The sequence below is a fragment of the Candidatus Omnitrophota bacterium genome (assembly GCA_040755155.1).
In the GTDB taxonomy this organism is placed as follows: Bacteria; Hinthialibacterota; Hinthialibacteria; order Hinthialibacterales; family Hinthialibacteraceae; genus JBFMBP01.
In genome coordinates this window covers 1-20,984 of record JBFMBP010000139.1, presented here as the reverse complement: position 1 = coordinate 20,984, position 20,984 = coordinate 1, and the positions used below count along the sequence as shown (strand labels likewise).

Here is a 20,984-nt window from a genome sequence, read left to right as displayed (position 1 = left end):
TGCGGATAGAGGCGCTTATGACCTCGGAGATGGTTTATCATTGTCCAGAATGCCAAATTGAACTCTCTTCGTTGAATCATGAAGGCAATCTCTTTTGGTTTTGTCCTCAATGCGGCGGCGGCGCCGTCAATATGTCGGTTTTACGCAAGCGATTGGAGAAAGGAACCGTCAATTATTTTTGGAAAAAAGCGCTGAATGGCGAAGGTACCGAGAAGCGCTCCTGTCCCGCTTGCGGGCAAAAAATGCTGGAAGTGGATTCATCCTCCCGTTCCGAACTTCCCCTTCTTGACGTATGCGTTCCCTGCCAATTCGTTTGGTTCGACGCTGGCGAATACGAAAAATTTCCACTGATGCCTTGGCGTCCTCTCCAAAGCCATAAACTCCCCAAAGACGCAGCGATTGCTTTCGGCAAAGTTTGCGCCGAACATCTCAAGGAAATCGACCAACGCTCTTTCTGGGAAAGCGACGATGGACCTTCCTCAAGCATGAAAAGCGCCATAAGCCTGCTTTTGGGGTTGCCGGTTAAGATGGAGGAGGATGCGAGAATAACCGTTCCCTGGTTTACCTGGGGCCTCCTCGCCGCCATCGCCATAGCCAGCGTACTGGCTTTTCAAAATTTCAATTCATCCCTTCAACATTTTGCTCTTTATCCCAATCAAGCGCGGCGCATGGCGGGTCTAACGTTTCTGACCAGTTTTTTTCTCCATAGCGGAATCGTCCACTTGCTGGGCAATCTATATTTTTTCAACATGCTAGGCCCGGATGTTGAAGATTTCTTGGGGAAATCCCGTTACCTCCTATTTTTGCTTTTTGCGATCCTCGCGGGAGGCATGGAGCACGTCCTCTTCGATCCTCATCCGGATATTCCTTGCATCGGCGCCAGCGGGGGCATATCCGGGATTATGGTTTTTTACGCTTTGAAATTCCATGACCGGAAATTCGGATTCGTTTTCCGCTATCCATTAACCTTTAACTGGATTTGGTTAAAATTTCCCGCCTGCATAGTATTTCTTCCGTGGATCGGCTATCAATTGATACTCGCCCAATGGCATATCGCCGGCGTCAGCAACGCATCCGCTTTGGCTCAGCTCGGCGGCGCGGCGGCAGGTTTGATCGGCTGGATGCTTTGGAAAGATTTGGATAAGAAGAAACAATTCGTTAATTCTCTCACAAAACAGTATTAATCCTTCCTAAGGCTAAATCGTTACAATCAAAGAAGATAATCCTATTAATCCCATAAATTTCTTCCTTCAAACCTGACGCTGGTTGGTGTTTTTGTTACCGTATAAACTGGGGAATTATAGCATTAATAATTGTTAATATATTTTTCATTTTGTAATAATTAATCATCTTCTGCCTTAAACCTTCCAAAATAAAAAAGAAGAGATAAGATAATGGTGTAATGTTTTAGCTTTTTCTAATGATTCGATTATATAGATGTATTGAAATGGTTGTATTTTTTGTTGGTTTTTTCGGTTGTATATAAAAAATAAAAAAAATTATAACCATGAATGGATCAAATGGGAAAATTTTGGAGACGAATATCATATAAATTCGTATTAATTGTTGAAGATGAGAGGAGGGAAAAGCTGGAGGACAAGAAAATGAATCTTAATCTCATTGAAAAAAGAAAATGGGAAGATTTTATTTAAGTTGAATTTTTTTTCGATATTAAGCATTATGGGCTGTTACCCTAAATATCGGGGAAAAAACAATCAGGTTCGAGGTGTAATGTGAAAAGTTTCGATTCTTTACGGGTACCCAAGTATGTTCAATTGATGCTACATCTTCGTGAACAAATAAACGAAGGCGCTTTAAAAGCCGGGGATCCGCTTCCTACGCGAGAGAAACTCATGAAAGAGCATGGGTTAAGCCTTAGCACCGTCACTAGAGCCATATCCGAATTGGAACGGCAAGGATGGCTGGTATCGCGTCAGGGCAGCGGCACGTTCGTCGTAAAGCGATCGGCCGATGGGGATAAGGAGACGGCTGAGCCGAATCTCGTTGGTTTGATCATGCCGGTGAATTATTCTTCGGCGGATGGATTGGTGTCGGAAATCGTGGAAGAAGGGATCCAGAAGAATATCAACGTCATGATCATGTTCTCGCCGGAAGACGAAGAAGCGGAATTGAATATGGCCCGGACGATGTTCGATAAAGAGGTCAGGGCGATGATCTGGTTCCCCGTTCAGCCTAAAAAGCACGTCAGCGTCGCCTCTTTGTTCGGGAAAAACAAAAAGCCCGTCATCATCGGCGAAAAAGTGTCCGAGTATTCCAATCCCTCCTGGTATATCGTCCGCAGGGATTATTATGGCGGCGCCCGTGAAGCGATCGAACATTTTCTACAACAAGGCCATGTTCGAATCGCCTATGCGGGACCGAAAGGCGGCGAATCCGATTTTGGACCGATTCCGGAACGGTGGAACGCCTATAAGGACGCTATGAAAAGACGAGATTTGTGGAATCCGGATGCGTTAGTAATCAATCCCGCGATGTTCAAAGAATGGCACGTCAATCTAACCCGGCTCGAGTCGATCTTTCGCGGCTCTCATCCTCCTACGGCCCTAGCGGCGTATGACGATATTATCGCGCTGGAAGCGGCGCGGGCATTGAAAACGCTGGGATTGCGCATACCTGACGACATAGCGATCATCGGCCATGGCGATTTCAGCTACGGGCGGTATTCCGAACCGCGGCTTTCCACCGTCTCGCCGTGCACGTCCGAGTATGCAGACGCCATCATCCGTGTATTGTGCAATGAGCTTGGCCTCGAAATGGATTCTCGGTATACGAATGATGAGAGGGAAATCGTTATTTCGCAACGTCTTTTGCTGCGCGAATCAACTCATTCCAAAAACGAGTTGATGGCGGCCAATTAAGTCTCGCTGGAGTATTTCCATAGATTTTCTTAATAAAACAGGAGAGAGTCGTTGGATTCTCTCCTGTTTTCTTGTTGCGCAGATCGCTCAAGGGCAAAGAAAACCTTGCCCTTGCCACCCACTTGGAATGATGAATGATCTTAAAAACAGTGATAAGTTACAAGTGACGAGTGATTAGTATAATAAATTCAGCGAGTTATGAAATCCATTCCGCTCACCTTTTGGGTGAGAAGGATGCCATTACGCATCATTATTAAAAAACAAGGAATCTCTTGAAAAATTCCATTATTCCTCCCCCAAGCCTGGGGGAGGTTAGGAGGCAATGTCGTTAAGTTAAGGATAGACTAATTCCTTAATCGAAAATATCAACAAATCTAATAGCATGAATTTGTTGAATTTAAAATCCCTCACCCTAACCCTCTCCCAGAGGGCGAGGGAATGGAATTTCGTCACGTTATGTCTTAACTTAATGACATTGGGTTAGGAGGGGGTTGCTTTAAACCTAATAAAATCACCCCCCCTCTAACTCCCCCCAAACTTGGGGGGAGAATTAAAGCGTAGACTTTATCCATTTTGCAAGAGCCTCCAAGGATTAATAATCTCAAACAAATTGCTAACTGCCGTTTTTAGGATGAATGGCGGTTTTTGAAGAGAGGGCCAAGGCGTATAGTTGAGCGAAGAATTCTAAATCTTTTTGCAGTCCCTCCAGCCATTGTTGGAGAATTTGACAAGAGGAGGCCGCATTCGCCGGATCCTCCATTCTCTGCGGCCATTCGAAGCGCTGCGTTTCAAAGCGCCAGCGGGAAAGGCCGATATCCACCGCCTCGTCCAAGCCAGGCGAGAAGAGCAGATCGTTCCAACGCGAAAAAAAGGTTTGGAGGCCGATGCGAATCGACTCGGAGCTCATTTCCCCTTGCCGATGATTTTCCATCCATTGAGACAGGCGAATTTTTCCCGATCGAATTTGCCGAAGCGCCTCAACGACTCCGCATTGCAGGGCGGCGAGTTCAGGCATTGGATCGGCGTTTTGCGAAGATAGCGGCGCCGATAATAAGGAATGAAGATGTTGGGAAATGTCTTCTGCTCCGGGATATTGGAGCAGCGCGTCTTTCAACGACATGCGAATAGCGCCGCGTTTTTTTGCGCCTCCTTCGGTAGCATCAATGACGGGCGTTGGCATTTGGGCGATCTCTTGTTCCAGTTTCAGGATCGTTTGGGCGAAATGATTGAAAGTGATTGCCGTTCCGCCGTAATATCCTTCCACTTCTTCCACGGGCGTTTGTAGGATTTCCACATTTCCCGATAAGCTAGCGGATTTCCCGCTGGGATCGATCTCCACTTTCGAGACGTTTCCCGTTTCCATAGCGTGAGAGAAGCCTTGCGGAGAGACGGCTAAATCCATTCCCGCCAGAATAATCGGCGAGCATCCGCAATATCGAGCGAGCGAGAAGGCGCAATATCCCGCATTCATGCGCCTCTGGAATCGGTTTCCGGGGGGCAGGAACCGGGCAAGGCGGCGCAAGGTTTTCGATTCCCCGTCATGCAGGCAAAGTAGATGGGGATGATGGGGATATTTCTCCAAGATACGGAAATTGACTTCAGGCAAAAACGCCAGGATGGCGCCGTCTAAAGAGGGAACATTCTCGAAATGGCGCGCATTCAACGTCAAAGGGTCGCAGGATACGATGAAATGGGGTTGAATGTTGCGCTTCAATAATGGATAGAGTGCGGTATCCGTTGCAATTAATAATACGCCTGGGGATGCTTGGCGCAGGGAGTCGATGTTCTTATCCAATGACGGCCCGGCGCCGATGACGTTGGCGGGAGAAATTCGAAATCGATTCTCGAAAAGTTCGAGGGAGCAGGAGCGCAGCATCCAAGGCAAATTGCGCAGGATGTTATGTTGGATGATGAATCCCCGGTCGATCTGAAGGGCGGCGTTTTGTTTCGCCATGGCCGCCAAGCGGTGGACGAGTTCTTGGCGCTGCCGATAAAATTGCGGAAAGAGGGCGGCGGCGGAGCGGTTGATCCAAAGAGAGACGCCCCAGGCGCCGATTTCCGTCGCGTCGTTCTTCATGCGTTCGCTTACGCTGTCGGCCTGAGGGCCGACCGACCAATGGACGCGGGGATCGCTAAAAAGAATCGAGAAATCGGCGCGGCGCATCGTATTCGCAAAGAGTGCGGCGTCCGGCTCGTCGATCAAAAGCCGGCGGCAAGAATTTTGGTTTTGCCGAAAAAAATCCTTGATCCATTTTCCCTCGCCCAATCCGAATACGATGGCATAGCGATTGGAACGGGGGAGCGGATTCTCGTCCAATGGAATCGCATCGTATTCGTCGCCGATGGGAGGCGCAGACGCCTTCTCCGGCTCCTGCTCCTCTAAGAAGGGGAGAAGATGGGGATGGAATCGGCTGGCGGCGAGCCGATTGGCGTTGAATGTGGGCGAATCAGGCGTCAAGCGGCTCCTCGCGGAATATCGAAGGCGATCCGGTCAGTCCGCCTCGACGGCGTCGCCGATGGATTTCACCTTCAGGTCTTTGCCAGCTAGAGAAGCGCGCAGATAGGCGGAGATGTAATCGTCCAGGTCGCCGTCCATCACGTTTTGAATGTCGCCGCGCTCCACGCCGGTGCGGTGATCTTTGATCATATTATAGGGATGAAATACATACGAGCGGATCTGGTTGCCCCAGGCGATATCCCGTTTTTCGCCGGAGATTTCCTCGATTTTTTCGGCTTGTTCCTCCTGCATCATTTCGTAGAGGCGCGCATAGAGGATTTTCATCGCCGTCTCCCGATTTTGGCGCTGGGAGCGTTCGTTCTGGCAAGTGACGACGGTTCCCGTCGGCAAGTGAGTGATGCGGATGGCGGAATCGGTGGTGTTGACGTGCTGTCCCCCTGCGCCGGTGGAGCGGTAGGTATCGATGCGCAAATCCTTCTCGTTGAGTTCGACTGTAATGTCGTCGTCGAATTCCGGCATGACGTGAACCGCCGTGAAAGAGGTATGGCGGCGCTTGTTGGCGTCGAAGGGGGAGATGCGCACCAGGCGGTGAATGCCGGTTTCCGCCCGCATGTAACCGTAGGCGTTTTCGCCCTTAACGTGGATGGTGACGTTTTTGATTCCCGCCTCTTCCCCTTCCAAAAAGTCGACGATCTGAGCTTTCCAACCCCGCCGTTCGACATAGCGCAGGTACATGCGCATCAGCATGGAAGCCCAATCGCAGGATTCGGTGCCTCCCGCGCCGGGATGAATGTTGACGAAGCAGTTGGCGGCGTCGTTCTCGCCGCTGAGGGTGCAACGCAGATCGAATTCGTTCAGCTCTCCGCGGAAACGTTCCAATTCCGCCTGAAATTCTTCGTCGTGACCTTTTTCTTTCTCCTCCTCCGTCATTTCGATCAGGAGGGCGAGGTCATCGCAGGAGGCTTTCAAGCGTGAATAGGGTTCAATCAATTCTTTCAAGCGCTTGATTTGCTTGCCGTGTTCTTGGGCGACCTGGGGATTGTTCCAAAATCCCGGCGCGTTCATTTCTAGTTCCAGGCGCTCGACTTCGCAGCGTTTGCCCCGGATGTCAAAGAAACCTCCCAAGCTCTTCGAGATGTTTTTCGCAAGGTTCCAACTCGCGGCGTATTTCTTCGTACATGGTTATTTATACCTATCGTTTAAGGAGTAGAGTCGGCGGACGGCGCCACATAGAATTTAATTATACTTGACGAAATATATGTCTGAAACTGGATGGGCAGGATTTGCAGGTTTTTTCAGGATAAAAAATCCCGATCATCCTTGAATCTTCGGGCTTCCGCGAGGGGACGCCCCTTCGAGGATAATCATTGTTGAAATTAAGAATACTCTTTTCATCCGTGCCGGTTTCGCGTATTCTCATGGCAAAGAAAACGATTCAAATTCGTATTGAAAGAATTCTCTTATGCCGCTGAATATCTTTCCTGTTACGATCAAGGACATAACGCCTGCGATTCACGGCCTGCTTTCACGGCCCGGCCACGAGATACGGACGACGCCGACCCTGGTTTACTTTCATGGCTTGAATGGATCCCGCAATCAGATTTTTCAAGATCGGTACCTCGAGTTCGCCGAGGCGATCCGGGATCTCGGAGTCAATCTTTTTTCCGTTGATTTGCGCGGCCATGGAGAAAGGCGGGAAAACAAAGAACGCCCCGCCATCGAGAACCTCATGAAGATCATCACGCATAAGGAGAAAAATCCCTTCTACGGCGCGATGGAAGATATCAAAAAGATTTTCGATTTTCTCGTAGACCGGAAAATCGCTCACCCCGCCAAGATGGCGGTGGCGGGATTGGCCTGGGGAGGGATGCATGCTTTGTACGCCTTGAGACAGGAAAGGCGTCTGCGATGCTGCATCGCTCTCTTGCCCGTCTGCAAAATCACAAGTCTGGTGGAATTCAAAGGCTTGGAAAAACATCCGCTGATCCAACAATTCGAACCGCTGAATTTTCTGGAAAAATTGGCGCCGAAGCCGTTGCTGATCGTAACGGGAGAGAAAGATACTCGCGCCGACCCCCATTTCGCGGCGCAGCTCTACGAGAAACTGCATCCCGAATACGCCGTAGCCGAGGCGGAAGAGAATCTGGCCTACGCCATGATGCTTGGAGCTGGCCACGCCTACGATTCGCGTCTGACCCAATGGACGGTGGAGTGGCTGGAAAAATACCTGTTGGCGGAAGAGAAAGGGCCGATGTTCGAGTGATCGGCGGCGCACTGATGGTTTGATCGCCCTGCAACCGATTTTTTAAATGATCTATGCGTTTTATGGGAGAATGGAATAGGGGTAGATGAATGTTTTTAATGGAAGACTGTTTTGGCCGTAAAGTGCGGCTGACAGAGGAGCGACTTATTCATATCCTCACCCATCCGGAAATGAAAGGTATGGAGATGGAATAGAACAGGTATTGAGTATACCAGCGCTGGTTCGCCGTTCCCGGTCGGATGAGGCGGCGCTTCTGTTTTATAAATTTTTTGCACATACCCTAGTAGGTGGTAAATGGTTATGCGCCGTGGTAAAATATCTTGAGGAGGATGCATTCATTGTTACAGCTTACTTGACGGACAGACCAAAATCAGGAGAAGACATATGGCCCATAAAGTGAAACTCTGGTTTGACGCCGAAGCCGATTATCTCGAAGTGCAATTTGAAGAGGGCGCCGGTTATATGAAGGAAACCGATCATGACGCCGTGATGGAGCGCGTGGATGGGCAGGGAAATATCATCGGCTTCAGCATCATGGGAGTGAGCCGCTTTAAGAAGCAGAATCCGCTGGAGGCCGACTTGTCGGTGGCATGATCTCTTTTTTGTATAACAGCGAATAGTTTGTTGGCGAAATATTAACATTCAATATCCAACCATAACTTCAAAATCTCCAGCCTTATCTATTAAGCAACCATTTAGTAAATTCTGGAGAGTACCTTATGCGAATTTCTTACGATCAAGAAGTGGACGCTCTCTATATCCGCTTGTTGGAGGGAGACCATCAATGCCAATGCGTACGGCTTACGGAAGAGATTAGTATAAATCTTGCCGCAGACGAAACATTGGTGGGAATCGAAATCCTGGACGCTCGCCGAATCGTGGGACAAGGGAATCTGCCTAGCGTAGAGCTGGAAAACGCGCCGATAAGAGCTGCGCTAAGATAAGCGAATTATGGTTTAAAAATTCCAAAATCGCGAAACCTTTTTTCCATTTCAGAATACTAATTAAACGGGTAAGGCAACGGCATATTTCAAATCTAAGGAAAAGGAGACCAGCATGAGGAGATTGGCATTATTCACAATGGGGATGGTATTGGCGGGATTGTCGGCGACGGCTTTCGCCGCCGATCCATGGATGGTGGGAGAGAAATGGACCTACCAGCATGAGGGTGATGTCCCGTTTCGACCGCCAGGAACCAAGATCGTGGGAGACCGCACGCGGGAAGTGATTGCCGTTCAGGGCGAAAGCGAGAAAAAACGGTGGATTATCCAGGAAAAATGGGGCGACAACGACGAGCAGCCCGCCAAGCATCATGTAGACGCTAAAAGAATGAACGATAAGATCGAAATGGGAGAAAACGCCGCGTTGATCATTGATCCTCCCTTTCCTTTCGATTATATGGACTTGAAAGCGGGGGAAGAGAAGAAATACGAACCGAAATTCCAATGGAACGAGAATCCGCCGATGACGATTAAAATAACGGCGAAGCGCGTAGAGGATGAATCCATCAAGGCTCCCGCCGGCGAATTCAAAGACTGCGCTCACGTAATAAGCGAAGAAACGTTCGGTTTTACGGGCCAGGACGGCCAAGCCGTCGCTATTACTACTATGCGCGAGTTTTGGCTTCATCCCAGCGTGAATGGCTTTGTTAAGTGGTCGTTTTCGACGCAGGTGCCAGGCCGTCCCGAAGCGAGTACGGGAACTGGCCTCCTGAAAGCCTATAGTAAAGAGAAAAAGTGAGCGGTTGCGTTTATCGATAACGCCAAGGGAAGAGACCGGCAGCGTCGAGGCCGGTCTCTTTCAATTTAATAATTCTTGTTACGCAGCCAATATTTTTATGCCATCGGAAAAATCGTTCAAAAAAGGCGTTGAGGCTTCCATGATTATGGTTCTTTCGAAACGCAATAAGAGTCGAATGCCGCGAAATTTCTTCTCCCAGCCTTGAAAGGCTGGGCTATTGCCAAATGCCCCTTTAAAGGGGCAAACAATAATAGCCCGCCGTTTCAACGGCGGGTTTATGAAGGGATTCCTTTTTCGCGTTTTTCTTTTTCCTTTCACGTCTACGCGATTCGAACGTAATTGTGGAATATTCTTTTAACTCTTTCTCATGCGTAACATGAGTTAATAATTAAAAAATGGCGTAGATGACGATCTGCATGATAAGAGATGCCGCCGCATAGGGGCGCAAGTCGATGATTTTCTTTGCTCCGGGAAGTTCGCCTTTCACCTCGGATTCTCTCATGGAATAGATCCAGATCAATAAAATCAGCGGGTAGAAAAGAAAAATCCCTTTGGCGGCCCAGAGAGGAATCGCGACGACGGCTTCGCGCAAGGCGTCGCCGGGTAGGCGAATTAGGGAAGCAAACCCATCAATTAGATTTTGCATAATCATTCCTCATCACGTAGCGGTGGACCAAACCAACCAGTTTTTCTTGCGGTTCGGGCGGCGTTAGCAGACTGACAACCGCCGTCAGGATTAAAGCGAATACGAACGACCACCAGGCGATGTATAAGAAGGGTTCCTGAATCTGGAATATCGGTTGCGAAGCGTAGTTGTTGATTAGCGTAAGCGAGCAGGAGAAGGCGATGCCGCCGACAAGGCCAATGAAAGCGCCCGTTCCCGTCGTGCGCCACCATAAGACGCCCAAAAGGATGATGGCGAGACTCGGCCCTTGGAAGATGGACAAGAGGGTTTGGATCATGGCGTAGATGCTTTCCCGCTGCACCCATATTGCAAAACAGACGGCGAAAACGATGGCGAAGACAGTAATGAGGCGTCCGACGATCAGATAGTGCCTATCGGAGGCGTTGGGGCGGATGTATTGCTCGTATACGTCCTTGGTGATGAGCGTTGCCGCCGAGTTTAGGCACGAATCGACGCTGGACATGAGCGCCGCCAGAAAAGCCGCGAAGAAAATCCCCAATACTCCGACGGGCAATACGTCGCGGATGAGGATGGGAAGCGCTTGATCGGCGTCGGGAATGTTGGGATTGTGCGCCAGGGCGAGTATGCCGGGAACCACCATGATGAAGGGGATGAACGTTTTTAAAATCGCTCCCCACATGAAAGAGGCCTTCGCTTCGAATTCCGAACGCGCGCCCAGACAGCGTTGGACAATGGCTTGGTTGCCGATCCAGTATGCGGGCGCCAGCACGAAGCCGAGGCCGAGAAGAATGCCCGACCAAGGGCATGGGGCCTTAGTATCGGCGGGCAGAATGAGTTCGAAATGGTTCTTGTATTGATCGCCGAGATTGTGAATTTGTTCTACGAAGGAATAAATTCCGCCTGCTTTATAAAGACCGATGAAGAGCGTCAGAGCGCATCCAACGAACATGACGATGCACTGGATCACGTCAGTATAGACTACGGCGGTCAATCCGCCTGCGTAAGTATAAACTCCGACCGCAACGGCGGTGGCGATAATAGAAAACACCATCGGCCAATCCAGCATCACTTCCATCATTTTCGCCGTCGCATTAAGCATGATGCCCAAGTTGCAGGCCAGGAATACGCCCCATACCAACGCCGCCGCCGTGCGCACTGCTTTGTTATAGCGTTTGCCTAAAAATTCGGGAATGGTATAGACTTCGGAGCGCCAGAAATAGGGGATGAAAAGAAAGCCCGCAATCAGCATGACTGGGATGCAGCCGATCCAGTCAAAATTGCCCATAACGATCCCGTAGGAATAAGCCATTCCGGCGATGCCCACGACGTCAATGGCGCCGATATCCGTAACCACCATCGACATGCCTACAGCCCACCAGGGCAGTTTGCGCCCGGCAAGAAAAAAATCTTTTCCCGTCTTAATATTTTTACCCAGGTAAATTCCAAAGCCGACCGTCCCCACCAGATAGACGATCATTACGAGATAATCGAGTCCCTTCAATGCTTCCATTTCCATAGGATCGTCCCATCGCTTGCCATTGATAAAATCGCCGCCGCAAAATAACGACAGATTGGGTATCCTACGAAAAATTTGGGCGCAAGGGAAGGTGAAACGCTGTTTTCAGGTTTATCCCTGACTATAACGAGAGGCTGTGGAGACATCGAGCAGCGATTGCAGCAAGAGAGGCATCTCGTCCAAGGGAATCATATTCGGTCCGTCGCTGAGGGCGCGGCTGGGATCGGGATGAGTTTCGATGAAGAAGCCGTCCACACCCGCCGCCGCTGCTGCTCGTGCGAGAGTGGGGACGAATTCTCGTTGCCCTCCCGACGAATCGCCCAAACCGCCCGGCGTCTGGACGCTGTGGGTGGCGTCGAAGACGACGGGGGCGAAGCGGCGCATGATGGGCAGGGAGCGATAGTCTACGACCAGATTATGGTAGCCGAAGCTGGTTCCCCGTTCCGTAAGCAGGACGCGCGCATTGCCGGTTTCGCGGATTTTTTCCACGGCGCCGCGCATGTCTTCCGGCGCCATGAATTGGCCTTTCTTGATATTCACCGGCAGGCCGCTGTGACCGCATTCCAGCAGGAGGTCAGTCTGGCGGCAAAGGAAGGCGGGGATTTGCAAAATATCCACGCACTGCGCCGTCCGTTCGACCTGGGCGGTTTCGTGAACGTCGGTCAATACGGGAACGCCGATCTCGCGCCGGACGCCATCGAGGATTTGCAGGGCGTCATCCCAACCGATGGAGCGGAAGGATTTCAAGCTGCTGCGGTTGGCTTTGTCGAAAGAAGCTTTGAAAACGAAGGGGATTTTCAGCGAGGCCGTAATTTCTTTCAAGCGCCGCGCCGTATCCATGACAAGCGCTTCCGATTCGACGGCGCACGGTCCCGCGATCAACAAAAAGGGATGGCCGCCGATCGCAACACCGGGCGCGAGTTCGAAGCAGGCGGGCGGAATAGATTCTTCAAGCATGGTTGTTTTTCTCCAATTTGGCGAGCTGCGTACCGTTTTCACAAAACTTATACTATTAATACTAAGACGGGGAAACTGGTGGCTTTATAATTAGGAGATTGGTCTCCTTGTCGGCGCTGCATAAATAGTAAGGAGTAGTTCGGAATCATCTATCAATTTGTAGATGGGTTTTATCCCTGATAGTTTTTCGCTCTCTCTCAAGATAATTGGAACGCCATCCCCTCGCTTTTCCATATAAAATCCACGTCCAACATTTTCGATAGATTCTGCTATAGGCGTTTCTGCGAGGAGACTGGTTATCAGCTCATTTCGCGTTGCTTGCCGCAGGGCAATATTTTCAATGGTGACAGTGTTCGGAAGAGAGCCAGGAGAGTAAACCTCTAAACGATCGTCAAACATAAAGAAACGTATTTTCGATCCAAAGATGGAATAATCGCGGTGAGTCACGGCATTGACTACAGCCTCAAAAACAGCTCTTTCACTAAATTGAGGAATATCAATTCTGTGAAGAACTTTATCCGCCGCAATACGTTGGTTTCTTTTCAAAAAAGCCATCGCTTGATCGATTTGATGATCCAGCGGCCCTCGTATTCGTTGCGCATCAATTTGGTAATTTGAGTCCTGCTGAGTTCCACGATAACGAACAGATTCGATAAAGGCATTGGGTAGAAAGTGTTCTGGATGCATGCTGCAGAGCAAAACGCCAGCTACTGAAACGCGGATTACGCCATTTTCTTCCTTGGTCAGCAAATTCCGTTTTAGCAAGACCGTTTCTTCGGACTCGTTGGAACGAGTTGTAAACCGGCGCCATAAATCTCCGGAAAGATCGTTTAATCCTGACTGAGGGACTGGCTGTTCTTCGAATCGAATTAATCGCGCCTGGCTGCGCTGTTGAAAAAGACGCGCAAGATAATCGGGCGGCATTTTCCGCTTCGAACTACCTTGGCGATGAAAGTAGCCGCCCGGGCTTTCGTGAACGAATAAGCTGCGGGGTATTTCCACTTTTAGAACGGGTTGCAATGTCCCGGCGCTGTCAGGCAACTCTAATCGAAACGACCGAAAAACGATGGGCGGCTTTATGCTCTCGTTGCAAATTTCAAACACAAACTTTTCAACTGTCTCCAGTTTTTCCGCAGGGATAATGCCCGTGATCTCTTTTGTCTTGTCATCCACTCCCAATACTAATACGCCATCGTGCGTATTAGCCATTGCGGCCAGCTCGTCGGCAAGGTTTTCCCGCGCAGGGCCGGATATTTTGTCTCCTTTAAAGGATATTGTTTTTAATTCCAGCGAGGTGTCTTCGCCAAGGCGTATTTTCTGTAATAATTCCTCTATACTATCAAACATTGAATTTCTCCAATGCAATCCGGCGATATCGCCGTTTAAACGCTTCTAGTCCCCCCTCCATAATCCCGCAAATGGTATTTCGGACTTTTTTCTTCTGCAGCGAGCCTTCGCATTCTTTTTGCGACTCGCCGCCGCGCGCCTCTAAAGCGCAGACGAGTTCAGCATCGCCATTCACGACAATATTTGCATTATGCGTGACAACGATTACCTGCCGATTCTGCTTAATTTCTCGCAACTGAGTGACGATCAGGTCGTAGATTAAGTGATTGTCCAGATCGTCTTCCGGTTGGTCTAGAATCAAAGGTTCCTTACCGTAAGATAATAAAAAAGCTAACAAAGCCGCTGTCTTTTGACCAGGCGAACCTTCTTGGATGGAGCGGAAACGCTGTCCATCCGCTGTTGCGCTATATTGAACCTCAAGAGAATCTTCGGGAAACCATAGATCAAGACGGTCTATTGCCTCAGGGAGCAAATTTTTAATGTGTTTCTTGAATCGCGCATCTTTCACTTCTATGAATCCCGATGCGTCCGTATAAATAGCATGTATATGTTGCTTGATATTATTTAAAAATTCCTCTCTTTGCGATGAAGACGAACTGTTCATTAATAGATTATCCAATAGCCCTTCAATATCTTTTTTAAATTCTTCACTTTCTTTTTGTATAATACGGCGAAATTCTTCTTCGATCGTTTCCTTCGCTCCAAAGGGAATGACTTCAATACGCACATAGCGATTATCAGTCAATACGCTTTCAAGGAACGAGCGGCGCAATTCCGTCAGGGAGCGGCGGATTTCCAATAGCCGCGATAGACTTGCTTTCGATTCATTTCGCAGATCGTTTACTTGATTTTTACGTTCCTGCAGGTTTTGCAATCGCTGTTCGATAGTATGTCTGCGTTGAACCAGTTCCCCGTAAGCCGAGGGATCGCCCGCTCCTTCTTCCTCAAGTTTCTTGCGTAAATACTCATAATCGCCAACTGCTTTGTTTACATCTTGCTTCCACTTTGATTGATCCTTATTTTTCTGCCATTCGGCAACAGCATGATCGGCTTCCAATGCAAGTTCTTCAAGTTTTTTCCTAATTTCATCTATGCGGCGTTTTGTTGATGCTGCGAGATCCTTTAATTCGCCGTCCTCCGGCAATTGAATATCAAATGCCGATTCGTCTAGTTCATCCGGAACAATATCTCCGGCAACTTCGCGGAGCCGGTCGCCTATGTCTGCCAAACTTTCGCTCCATAACTCAACAACTCTTTGTTGGCGGCTTCTTTTTTGATAATCCTTTAATACTCCTGCATGTCCCGCTTCTTCAAAGACAGTTAACTTTCGCTTTACGTCATCGAGTTCGCCTAATAATCTCGGCTCTTCCGATAATCCCGCTTCGATTTCTCGAGCTTTCGCGCGAAGGGAAAGAAAGCGGGCTTCTTCTTCATGCCAGCGCTCATTCCATAATCGATAATCAACTTCAGGCGCCTCGTCCACAACCTTGAGCAACGCCAGCGGCGTTTTGGCAAGATGAAATATCTGTTTTTGACTGTAGATGCGAACTGGAAAGCGATGCTGGATTTCTCCTGCGGCTCGGCGCCATTCGTCATTAATATATTCTTGAATTGGTTCTAAATTGCCATTAGTACTCCATTGAATTCGAAATTTCGTTCCGTTTTTACGGTAAACCACTATGATTTCCGTTTCTTCCGTGAGAAGGCCAAAGTCCTCGCGACTAGAATATACATTGGAATACTTTTTAAACTCAATTTCCAAATCCTCAGGTAATTCTTTCTCTCGTCGAAGCGCAATCCGGCAGAATTCCACGAGAGTTGATTTTCCAGTCCCTCTTCCTCCAATTATAGCATTAAGCCAGGGATTCAGTTGGAGCGCAAAAGGATTTACGCGTCCTAGATACTTCGCCATAGAGACGTTGATTTCTTCTATAGCCAAGTCGGCGTGTTGGTTTGGATCTCCAGTAACTTGGTCGCTGCGTTTTATCGAAAGCGCCCCATCTAAAAGCGCCAACCGCAATCCTTCGATATCAGGTTCCTCCATTTTCACCCATGTAAAGCGACTGCCTGGATATTGTTGGCCGTCATTTCCAGTGGGGTGATGGGCGTCTGTTCCAAGAACCTCTGTCCATGATAATTTCTTATCATTATAGATTTGCGGTTTTGGAAAGGCAGGATTAATCAGTTCCATTGCATATATTTGATCACATTCTAATTCCTGTGCAAGCGTAGTTCCTTTTTGTTGAAATAAGCCATTATCCTCATCAACATGGGCGGGAATCGCAATTCCTCCAGCAGAAACAATCTCATTCACAACATCCACGAAGGATTTTGTTGTTACTCCATCGCAATGGCCAGGAGTTCCGCGATAACCTATGCTTCCTCGAAGCGCATCGATATCAGAAGTAGTTTTTGAAGTATCAAAAATCGTAAGAACATGGATGCCGCCTTGAACGGAAATTTCCATCCCTGGAAATAAAGATAATTGCCGATAATCGTCAGGCTTCTCTCTATCTAAAATCGACAAAGCTTCTTCAAGTTGTTTAAACCATGCGCCGGTATTGTGATCCATTATCGCAATGCAATCGATCCCAGCGCGCATATAATTAAGAAGCCAATCCTTCGGCGTTATTTGCTTGAGCTGCGCTTGATTTGGCCCTTTTCCGTAATCATTGGATGCCGGCGTATGCGCATGGAAATCAAACTTCCACCACCGTGCGCCTTTCCATTTCCATTCTGCCATCATTTGCCTCCCATTTGTTTCGTGGATTAAAATGGCCTCACGAGAAATTTAGGGGCTTTCTTTTAAGAAATGATCGCCGTAAATTCGCCGAATTAGCAAATGCAAGAATTTCAAATGCTTACAGAACTTTATCTCTACGATATCATGAAGTCAATCTTAGGATTCTTTAGATCGATTATATAAACTATTAAAAAGATAACAAAGCAAGATATAAATATTGAAAAATCAAAATCATACCAGCATCGGTTGATAGATGTCGTGCACCCGGATCAATCCTAACCAGCGGTTAGTGGATGTTTCCAGCACGGGCAGGACGGAAATCTGCGAGGGGCGATCTTCCATGAGTTGCAGGGCTTCTTTGAGGGCGGCGTGGGGAGAGATCGTTACCGGCGAGCGCGTCATCATATCGGCCGCCCGCAGCGTCCAGGTCTCTTCATGATTCAACAAAGCGCGGCGCAGATCGCCGTCGGTGATGATGCCCGCGAGCCGCTCGTTTTCGTCCAGCACGCAAGCCGCGCCCAAGTTGTATTGCGTCATAGATATAATCAATTCCTTCAAAGCGCTGTCTGGAGAGGCTTGGGCGACGCGGTTCTTGGGGTGCATGACGTCGGCGACTTTCAGCCAGAGGTTGCGTCCCAATTGCCCGGCGGGATGAAAATTGGCGAAATCTTGTTCCGTAAAGCGGCGGGCGGACATCAGCGCGGAAGCTAGGGCGTCTCCCAAAGCCAACGCCGTTATGGCGCTGGCGGTGGGAGCCAAGCCCAACGGGTCCGCTTCACGTTCTACGCAGGCGTCCAGAATTACATCCGCTTCTCTGGCCAAGGGCGAGTCCAAATTACCAATGATGGCGATTAAGGGCGATTTCAAAGAACGCAATAGGGGAATCAGACGCAGCAGTTCGTTCGTGCTTCCGCTTTTTGAAATGAGGATCGTAGGGTCTCCCGCTTCATAGACGCCCAGATCGCCGTGCAGAGCTTCGGCGGGATGGAGAAAGACGGAAGGCGTTCCCGTACTGCACAGCGTGGCGGCGATTTTTTGGGCGATATGGCCGGATTTGCCCATCCCGGCCACAACGGTTTTGCCGGGATAGTTCAGAATGATTTTCACCGCCGCATCGATATTATCTCCCAAGCGGGAGGAAACTTGCAATATGGCATCGGCTTCACTCTTCAGGGTTTCCTTGGCGACGGACAAGTACGAAGTTATCAGGATGACGATTCTCCTCTACTAGTTCAAATGATAGGTTACGCTTCAATATTAAAGCGTTTCGGGATGGGGTGGATGTTACTCTCTTTTTGTCAGAATCAGGATGGCCAGGATATACAGGATTTTCAGGATAAAAACAAAAATATTCTGATATTGTCCCCCAGTCTCATTGTCCCTCAGTCTCCCAGTCCCCATTAAGGATGGCTTATAGCCCAATTCGGGACGGCGTTCAACTCTATTCCAAGCCAGGGAGAGACGATCGTCAAAAAAAGCAGCGTGATGAATGTGATGGCGATGAAATTCATGGCGAAGCCCGCACGCGACATTTGCTGGATGGAAACAAAACCCGATCCGTAGACGACGGCGTTGGGCGGCGTCGCCACGGGAAACATGAAGGCCATAGAAACAGCTACGCAGCAAGGGATCATCAGCAAGAAGGGATTTTGGTTGATGCCTACGGCGAGTGAGCCCATGATGGGCATGAAGATGGTGGCGCAGGCGGTATTGGACGTTACTTCCGTCAGGAAAGTTACAGTCGCTACGCAGGCCAGAACGATGATATAGGGATGGAAACCGCTTAAGAACGTCAACTGCTTCGCAATCCATTCCGACAGTCCCGATTCCGTAAAGCCGTTGGCGAGACAGATGCCGCCCCCGAAGATCAAGAGGATATCCCAGGGGATGCCCAGCGCGGATTTCAAATCGAGGATAAATTCCCGCTTTCTAATATCCACCGGAATGGAGAAGAGGCTAACGGCGGAAACCATGGCGATAGTGGCTTCACTATTGACCATGGGGAAATAGGTGGCAATGCCGGGGATGGTCAGATCGCCTATCGTTATGGGATAACTAAAGATCCAACCTAACGCTGTTAGAACGAAGATAACCGCTGCGCCGATTTCTCCCCGGCTCATCGGCCCCAAATTTTTACGCTCCTCTCGAATCACTTCGACGCTTCCCGAAACGACGCGGGAGGGAAGAGGAAATTGGATTCGGACTAAATAGAACCAGGCGATGGGAATCAAAACTACGATCATGGGAATACCCACTTTGAGCCAATCCAAAAAGCCGATTTTCTGCCCATAAAGGCTGCTCGCCTGGCTGACGAATATGCCGTTGGGCGGCGTGCCGATCAATGTGCCCACGCCGCCGATGGAACAGGAATAGGCGAGCGCCAGCATGAGCGCCGGTTCGATCCGGTCGCAGATTTCTTTATTTGCAATCTCGCGGAATTTTTTGAGTACGGCTATGGCGACCGGGAGCATCATGAGCGACGTCGCGGTGTTGCTGATCCACAAGGATATGAAGCCCGATGCGATCATGAATCCTAGAACTATGCGCCGGGGCGTTGCGCCGATCCAATCGATCGTGGCCAGCGCGATGCGGCGATGCAGGTTCCAGCGCTCCATCGCCGACGCCATCAAAAAGCCGCCCAGCATGAGAAAGATCATCCAATGGGCGAAGTTAGCGATCGCCTTGTCACCCTTCATGATGTTCAGCCAGGGAAACAGGGCGAAGGGCAGCAAGGCGGTCGCTCCGACGGGGATGATTCCCGTCAACCACCATATCGACATCCAAACCGCCACCGCCGCCACCCGGCGGCCGCTTTCGGAAAGCGCTTCGGGACAAGGCGCCAAGAGCATGGCGAGGAAGGCAATCGGTCCCGCCAATAGGATGGAAACGAAAACCCAGCTTTGTTTGGATTCCCCATTCATAATAGCCCCTTTGCAAAAAATTAGGATTAATTCGATTTTTTAACAACATAACAGAATTGGAATTGCCTTGGAATAGGGCTATGGGGAGATATTTCAAAGGAATAGAACGACAGGGCAGTCTTTAAGCGCAGCGCAGCCCGCCAGGTGGGCTAGCCGATAACGGCGGACAATCGCAGACGCAGTTTTCGGCGTTTTCTGGGAGATCGTTTGGCGTTGTATTCCAGAAAAACGATGCGCTGCGTTTTGGATGGCTTGGGGGAAGGAGGAGAAGAAATCTCCTGACGGCAATCGCAGGTCAATGAATTCTTCAAGATTTTACCGCAATGTTCGCAGGTAAAATCGACGGCGACGGTGCGGATTTTGCGCTGGCGCATCCAATCTTCCACCCGGCTCGCCTGGACGTTCAGCGCTTCTGCGATGTCGTCCCGCGAGGCTTTGGGATTATCTCGAAGCAGATGGCAGGCGGCGTCGACGAGTTCGATCTCTTTGCGTGCGCAATCCTGGCAGCGTTCTTCGCCGTCCAACCGGGCGTATCTTTGGCAATCGATGCAGTTTCCGAAATGGATTTTCGATTTTCTCGTCATTGTCTTCCACCTCCAGCTCTTTTTGTCCGCCTGCGTTCGTCTGGAAGTTTGTTGTCATGTTCAACTATATTATCGACGCCTCTATTACTTACTATAGTAAGAATTTAGATCGTTGTCAATAGTTACCCGTATTATTATTTCCATTATTTGGGATATTTGTAAATATATTTTACATGTTATAGACTTTTACTACTGTTGAAAAGGGGTTTGGCCTCTTCGCCGCGTCTTTGACGCTCAAAACTCGGCCTTGGACAGCGAAGCCTGGCTGAAGAGGTAGGAATTCGCTTCCACATCCCCTAGCAAAGCTTCCACCACCGCCAGCGCTTGAGAATTTTCGTCAGGCGTGTTGGAATATTTCACAAGATCGTCCAGACCCTTATTCACGGCCTCGCGTCGTTGGATTTTTCCATGGCGTTGAGCGCCAAATCGCGAAAATCGGCGGATATGGGGTCTTCGTACTTTTGCGCCGCTATTGCCGCTAACCTATACATCATAGCCGCTCCATATAAAATTAAAAAAAAATGGGCCGACGAATCGGCCCATCCATTTTGTATTATTGCCAAATTTTATTAAAAATTGCCGTCGCTTTTAATATTGGAATTTAAATCCGATACGTCGTACAAATACGCCGTTTCATCGACGCATATTAAGGCGTACTTGCCGTCAGGAGTAAATTTCGCATGACTCACTTTATCATTATATCCTAACATGTCTTCCTTTAAATCCAAGGTTTTGACGATTTCTCCTGTTTTTATATTTACAATTCGCGTCGTATGGCCATCGGCGTCATTTCCAATTAATATATATTGGTTATTGATCGAAATATCTTTGCTCGGATTGTTTCCGATTTTAATTTCAGGCGATATCAAGGTATATTCGTTCAATTGAAAATTCCATACTTTAATTATTGATTTGTCATGCGAGGATAAA

General features: G+C 49.0%; 18 protein-coding genes. 6 read left to right on the top strand and 12 right to left on the bottom strand.

Features of this window, described 5'->3' with window-relative positions:
* Nucleotides 1-17: 17 nt before the first annotated feature.
* Both AB1656_20865 and AB1656_20860 read left to right on the top strand, forming a co-directional pair.
* The gene (locus tag AB1656_20865) at nucleotides 18-1,184 is read left to right on the top strand and encodes a rhomboid family intramembrane serine protease (GenBank protein MEW6237846.1); all 1,167 of its coding nucleotides are present in this window, start codon (nucleotides 18-20) and stop codon (nucleotides 1,182-1,184) included.
* 594 nt (nucleotides 1,185-1,778) lie between these two features.
* On the top strand, nucleotides 1,779-2,879 hold the full coding sequence (locus AB1656_20860; GenBank protein ID MEW6237845.1) for a GntR family transcriptional regulator: 1,101 nt from the start codon (nucleotides 1,779-1,781) through the stop codon (nucleotides 2,877-2,879).
* 613 nt (nucleotides 2,880-3,492) lie between these two features.
* Here the strand turns inward: AB1656_20860 and AB1656_20855 are convergent.
* Nucleotides 3,493-5,337: a 6-hydroxymethylpterin diphosphokinase MptE-like protein gene (locus AB1656_20855; GenBank protein ID MEW6237844.1), complete on the bottom strand. Its 1,845-nt coding sequence runs from the start codon at nucleotides 5,335-5,337 to the stop codon at nucleotides 3,493-3,495.
* Between the two features lie 33 nt (nucleotides 5,338-5,370).
* Entirely contained in the window at nucleotides 5,371-6,474 is a 1,104-nt protein-coding gene (gene prfB, locus AB1656_20850) for a peptide chain release factor 2 (protein MEW6237843.1), read from the bottom strand.
* Between the two features lie 325 nt (nucleotides 6,475-6,799).
* On the opposite strand from prfB, the gene AB1656_20845 reads away from it, so the two are divergent.
* The 4 genes from AB1656_20845 to AB1656_20830 all read left to right on the top strand — a co-directional run bounded on the left by AB1656_20845 (nucleotide 6,800) and on the right by AB1656_20830 (nucleotide 9,340).
* Nucleotides 6,800-7,600 (top strand): alpha/beta fold hydrolase, encoded by an 801-nt coding sequence (locus AB1656_20845; GenBank protein MEW6237842.1) that lies wholly within the window; start codon nucleotides 6,800-6,802, stop codon nucleotides 7,598-7,600.
* Nucleotides 7,601-7,984: 384 nt separating this feature from the next.
* A complete protein-coding gene (locus AB1656_20840; GenBank protein ID MEW6237841.1) occupies nucleotides 7,985-8,194 on the top strand; it encodes a DUF2283 domain-containing protein in 210 nt (69 codons plus the stop codon).
* A 125-nt stretch (nucleotides 8,195-8,319) separates the two neighbouring features.
* A complete protein-coding gene (locus tag AB1656_20835) occupies nucleotides 8,320-8,544 on the top strand; it encodes a DUF2283 domain-containing protein (protein MEW6237840.1) in 225 nt (74 codons plus the stop codon).
* Between the two features lie 112 nt (nucleotides 8,545-8,656).
* Nucleotides 8,657-9,340, top strand: coding sequence for a hypothetical protein (locus AB1656_20830; GenBank protein MEW6237839.1), 684 nt, complete (start codon nucleotides 8,657-8,659; stop codon nucleotides 9,338-9,340).
* 388 nt (nucleotides 9,341-9,728) lie between these two features.
* Here the strand turns inward: AB1656_20830 and AB1656_20825 are convergent, their stop codons facing one another.
* The 10 genes from AB1656_20825 to AB1656_20780 form a co-directional block, all read right to left on the bottom strand.
* Complete coding sequence (locus tag AB1656_20825; protein MEW6237838.1) at nucleotides 9,729-9,986, bottom strand: hypothetical protein; 258 nt, start codon at nucleotides 9,984-9,986, stop codon at nucleotides 9,729-9,731.
* Nucleotides 9,970-11,502, bottom strand: a complete 1,533-nt coding sequence (locus AB1656_20820) for a sodium/solute symporter (protein ID MEW6237837.1) — start codon at nucleotides 11,500-11,502, stop codon at nucleotides 9,970-9,972. The genes AB1656_20825 and AB1656_20820 overlap by 17 nt, the downstream gene beginning before the upstream one ends.
* 111 nt (nucleotides 11,503-11,613) lie before the next feature.
* Nucleotides 11,614-12,459: a 3-deoxy-8-phosphooctulonate synthase gene (gene kdsA, locus AB1656_20815; GenBank protein MEW6237836.1), complete on the bottom strand. Its 846-nt coding sequence runs from the start codon at nucleotides 12,457-12,459 to the stop codon at nucleotides 11,614-11,616.
* Nucleotides 12,460-12,549: 90 nt separating this feature from the next.
* Nucleotides 12,550-13,806: an ATP-binding protein gene (locus AB1656_20810; GenBank protein MEW6237835.1), complete on the bottom strand. Its 1,257-nt coding sequence runs from the start codon at nucleotides 13,804-13,806 to the stop codon at nucleotides 12,550-12,552.
* Nucleotides 13,799-16,552 carry a TrlF family AAA-like ATPase gene (locus AB1656_20805; protein MEW6237834.1) on the bottom strand — a complete coding sequence of 918 codons (2,754 nt, stop codon included), beginning with the start codon at nucleotides 16,550-16,552 and terminating at the stop codon, nucleotides 13,799-13,801. Before AB1656_20805 ends, AB1656_20810 begins: the two co-directional genes overlap by 8 nt.
* Nucleotides 16,553-16,780: 228 nt before the next feature.
* Nucleotides 16,781-17,743, bottom strand: coding sequence for a KpsF/GutQ family sugar-phosphate isomerase (locus AB1656_20800; GenBank protein MEW6237833.1), 963 nt, complete (start codon nucleotides 17,741-17,743; stop codon nucleotides 16,781-16,783).
* 206 nt (nucleotides 17,744-17,949) lie between these two features.
* Complete coding sequence (locus tag AB1656_20795; GenBank protein MEW6237832.1) at nucleotides 17,950-19,470, bottom strand: DASS family sodium-coupled anion symporter; 1,521 nt, start codon at nucleotides 19,468-19,470, stop codon at nucleotides 17,950-17,952.
* 149 nt (nucleotides 19,471-19,619) lie between these two features.
* Nucleotides 19,620-20,054, bottom strand: coding sequence for a hypothetical protein (locus AB1656_20790; protein MEW6237831.1), 435 nt, complete (start codon nucleotides 20,052-20,054; stop codon nucleotides 19,620-19,622).
* A 234-nt stretch (nucleotides 20,055-20,288) separates the two neighbouring features.
* Nucleotides 20,289-20,438 (bottom strand): hypothetical protein, encoded by a 150-nt coding sequence (locus AB1656_20785; protein MEW6237830.1) that lies wholly within the window; start codon nucleotides 20,436-20,438, stop codon nucleotides 20,289-20,291.
* 185 nt (nucleotides 20,439-20,623) lie between these two features.
* Nucleotides 20,624-20,984: hypothetical protein (locus AB1656_20780; GenBank protein ID MEW6237829.1), on the bottom strand; the 361-nt coding region annotated here is incomplete at its 5' end.

Excerpts from the sequence above, each read along its gene's own strand:
- AB1656_20805 (MEW6237834.1), bottom strand. The coding sequence starts at position 16,552 with ATGATGGCAGAATGGAAATGGAAAGGCGCACGGTGGTGGAAGTTTGAT.
- AB1656_20840 (MEW6237841.1), top strand. The coding sequence starts at position 7,985 with ATGGCCCATAAAGTGAAACTCTGGTTTGACGCCGAAGCCGATTATCTC.
- AB1656_20820 (MEW6237837.1), bottom strand. The coding sequence starts at position 11,502 with ATGGAAATGGAAGCATTGAAGGGACTCGATTATCTCGTAATGATCGTC.
- kdsA (MEW6237836.1), bottom strand. The coding sequence starts at position 12,459 with ATGCTTGAAGAATCTATTCCGCCCGCCTGCTTCGAACTCGCGCCCGGT.
- AB1656_20865 (MEW6237846.1), top strand. The coding sequence starts at position 18 with ATGACCTCGGAGATGGTTTATCATTGTCCAGAATGCCAAATTGAACTC.
- AB1656_20810 (MEW6237835.1), bottom strand. The coding sequence starts at position 13,806 with ATGTTTGATAGTATAGAGGAATTATTACAGAAAATACGCCTTGGCGAA.
- AB1656_20835 (MEW6237840.1), top strand. The coding sequence starts at position 8,320 with ATGCGAATTTCTTACGATCAAGAAGTGGACGCTCTCTATATCCGCTTG.
- AB1656_20860 (MEW6237845.1), top strand. The coding sequence starts at position 1,779 with ATGCTACATCTTCGTGAACAAATAAACGAAGGCGCTTTAAAAGCCGGG.
- AB1656_20830 (MEW6237839.1), top strand. The coding sequence starts at position 8,657 with ATGAGGAGATTGGCATTATTCACAATGGGGATGGTATTGGCGGGATTG.
- AB1656_20825 (MEW6237838.1), bottom strand. The coding sequence starts at position 9,986 with ATGCAAAATCTAATTGATGGGTTTGCTTCCCTAATTCGCCTACCCGGC.
- AB1656_20845 (MEW6237842.1), top strand. The coding sequence starts at position 6,800 with ATGCCGCTGAATATCTTTCCTGTTACGATCAAGGACATAACGCCTGCG.
- AB1656_20790 (MEW6237831.1), bottom strand. The coding sequence starts at position 20,054 with ATGACGAGAAAATCGAAAATCCATTTCGGAAACTGCATCGATTGCCAA.
- AB1656_20795 (MEW6237832.1), bottom strand. The coding sequence starts at position 19,470 with ATGAATGGGGAATCCAAACAAAGCTGGGTTTTCGTTTCCATCCTATTG.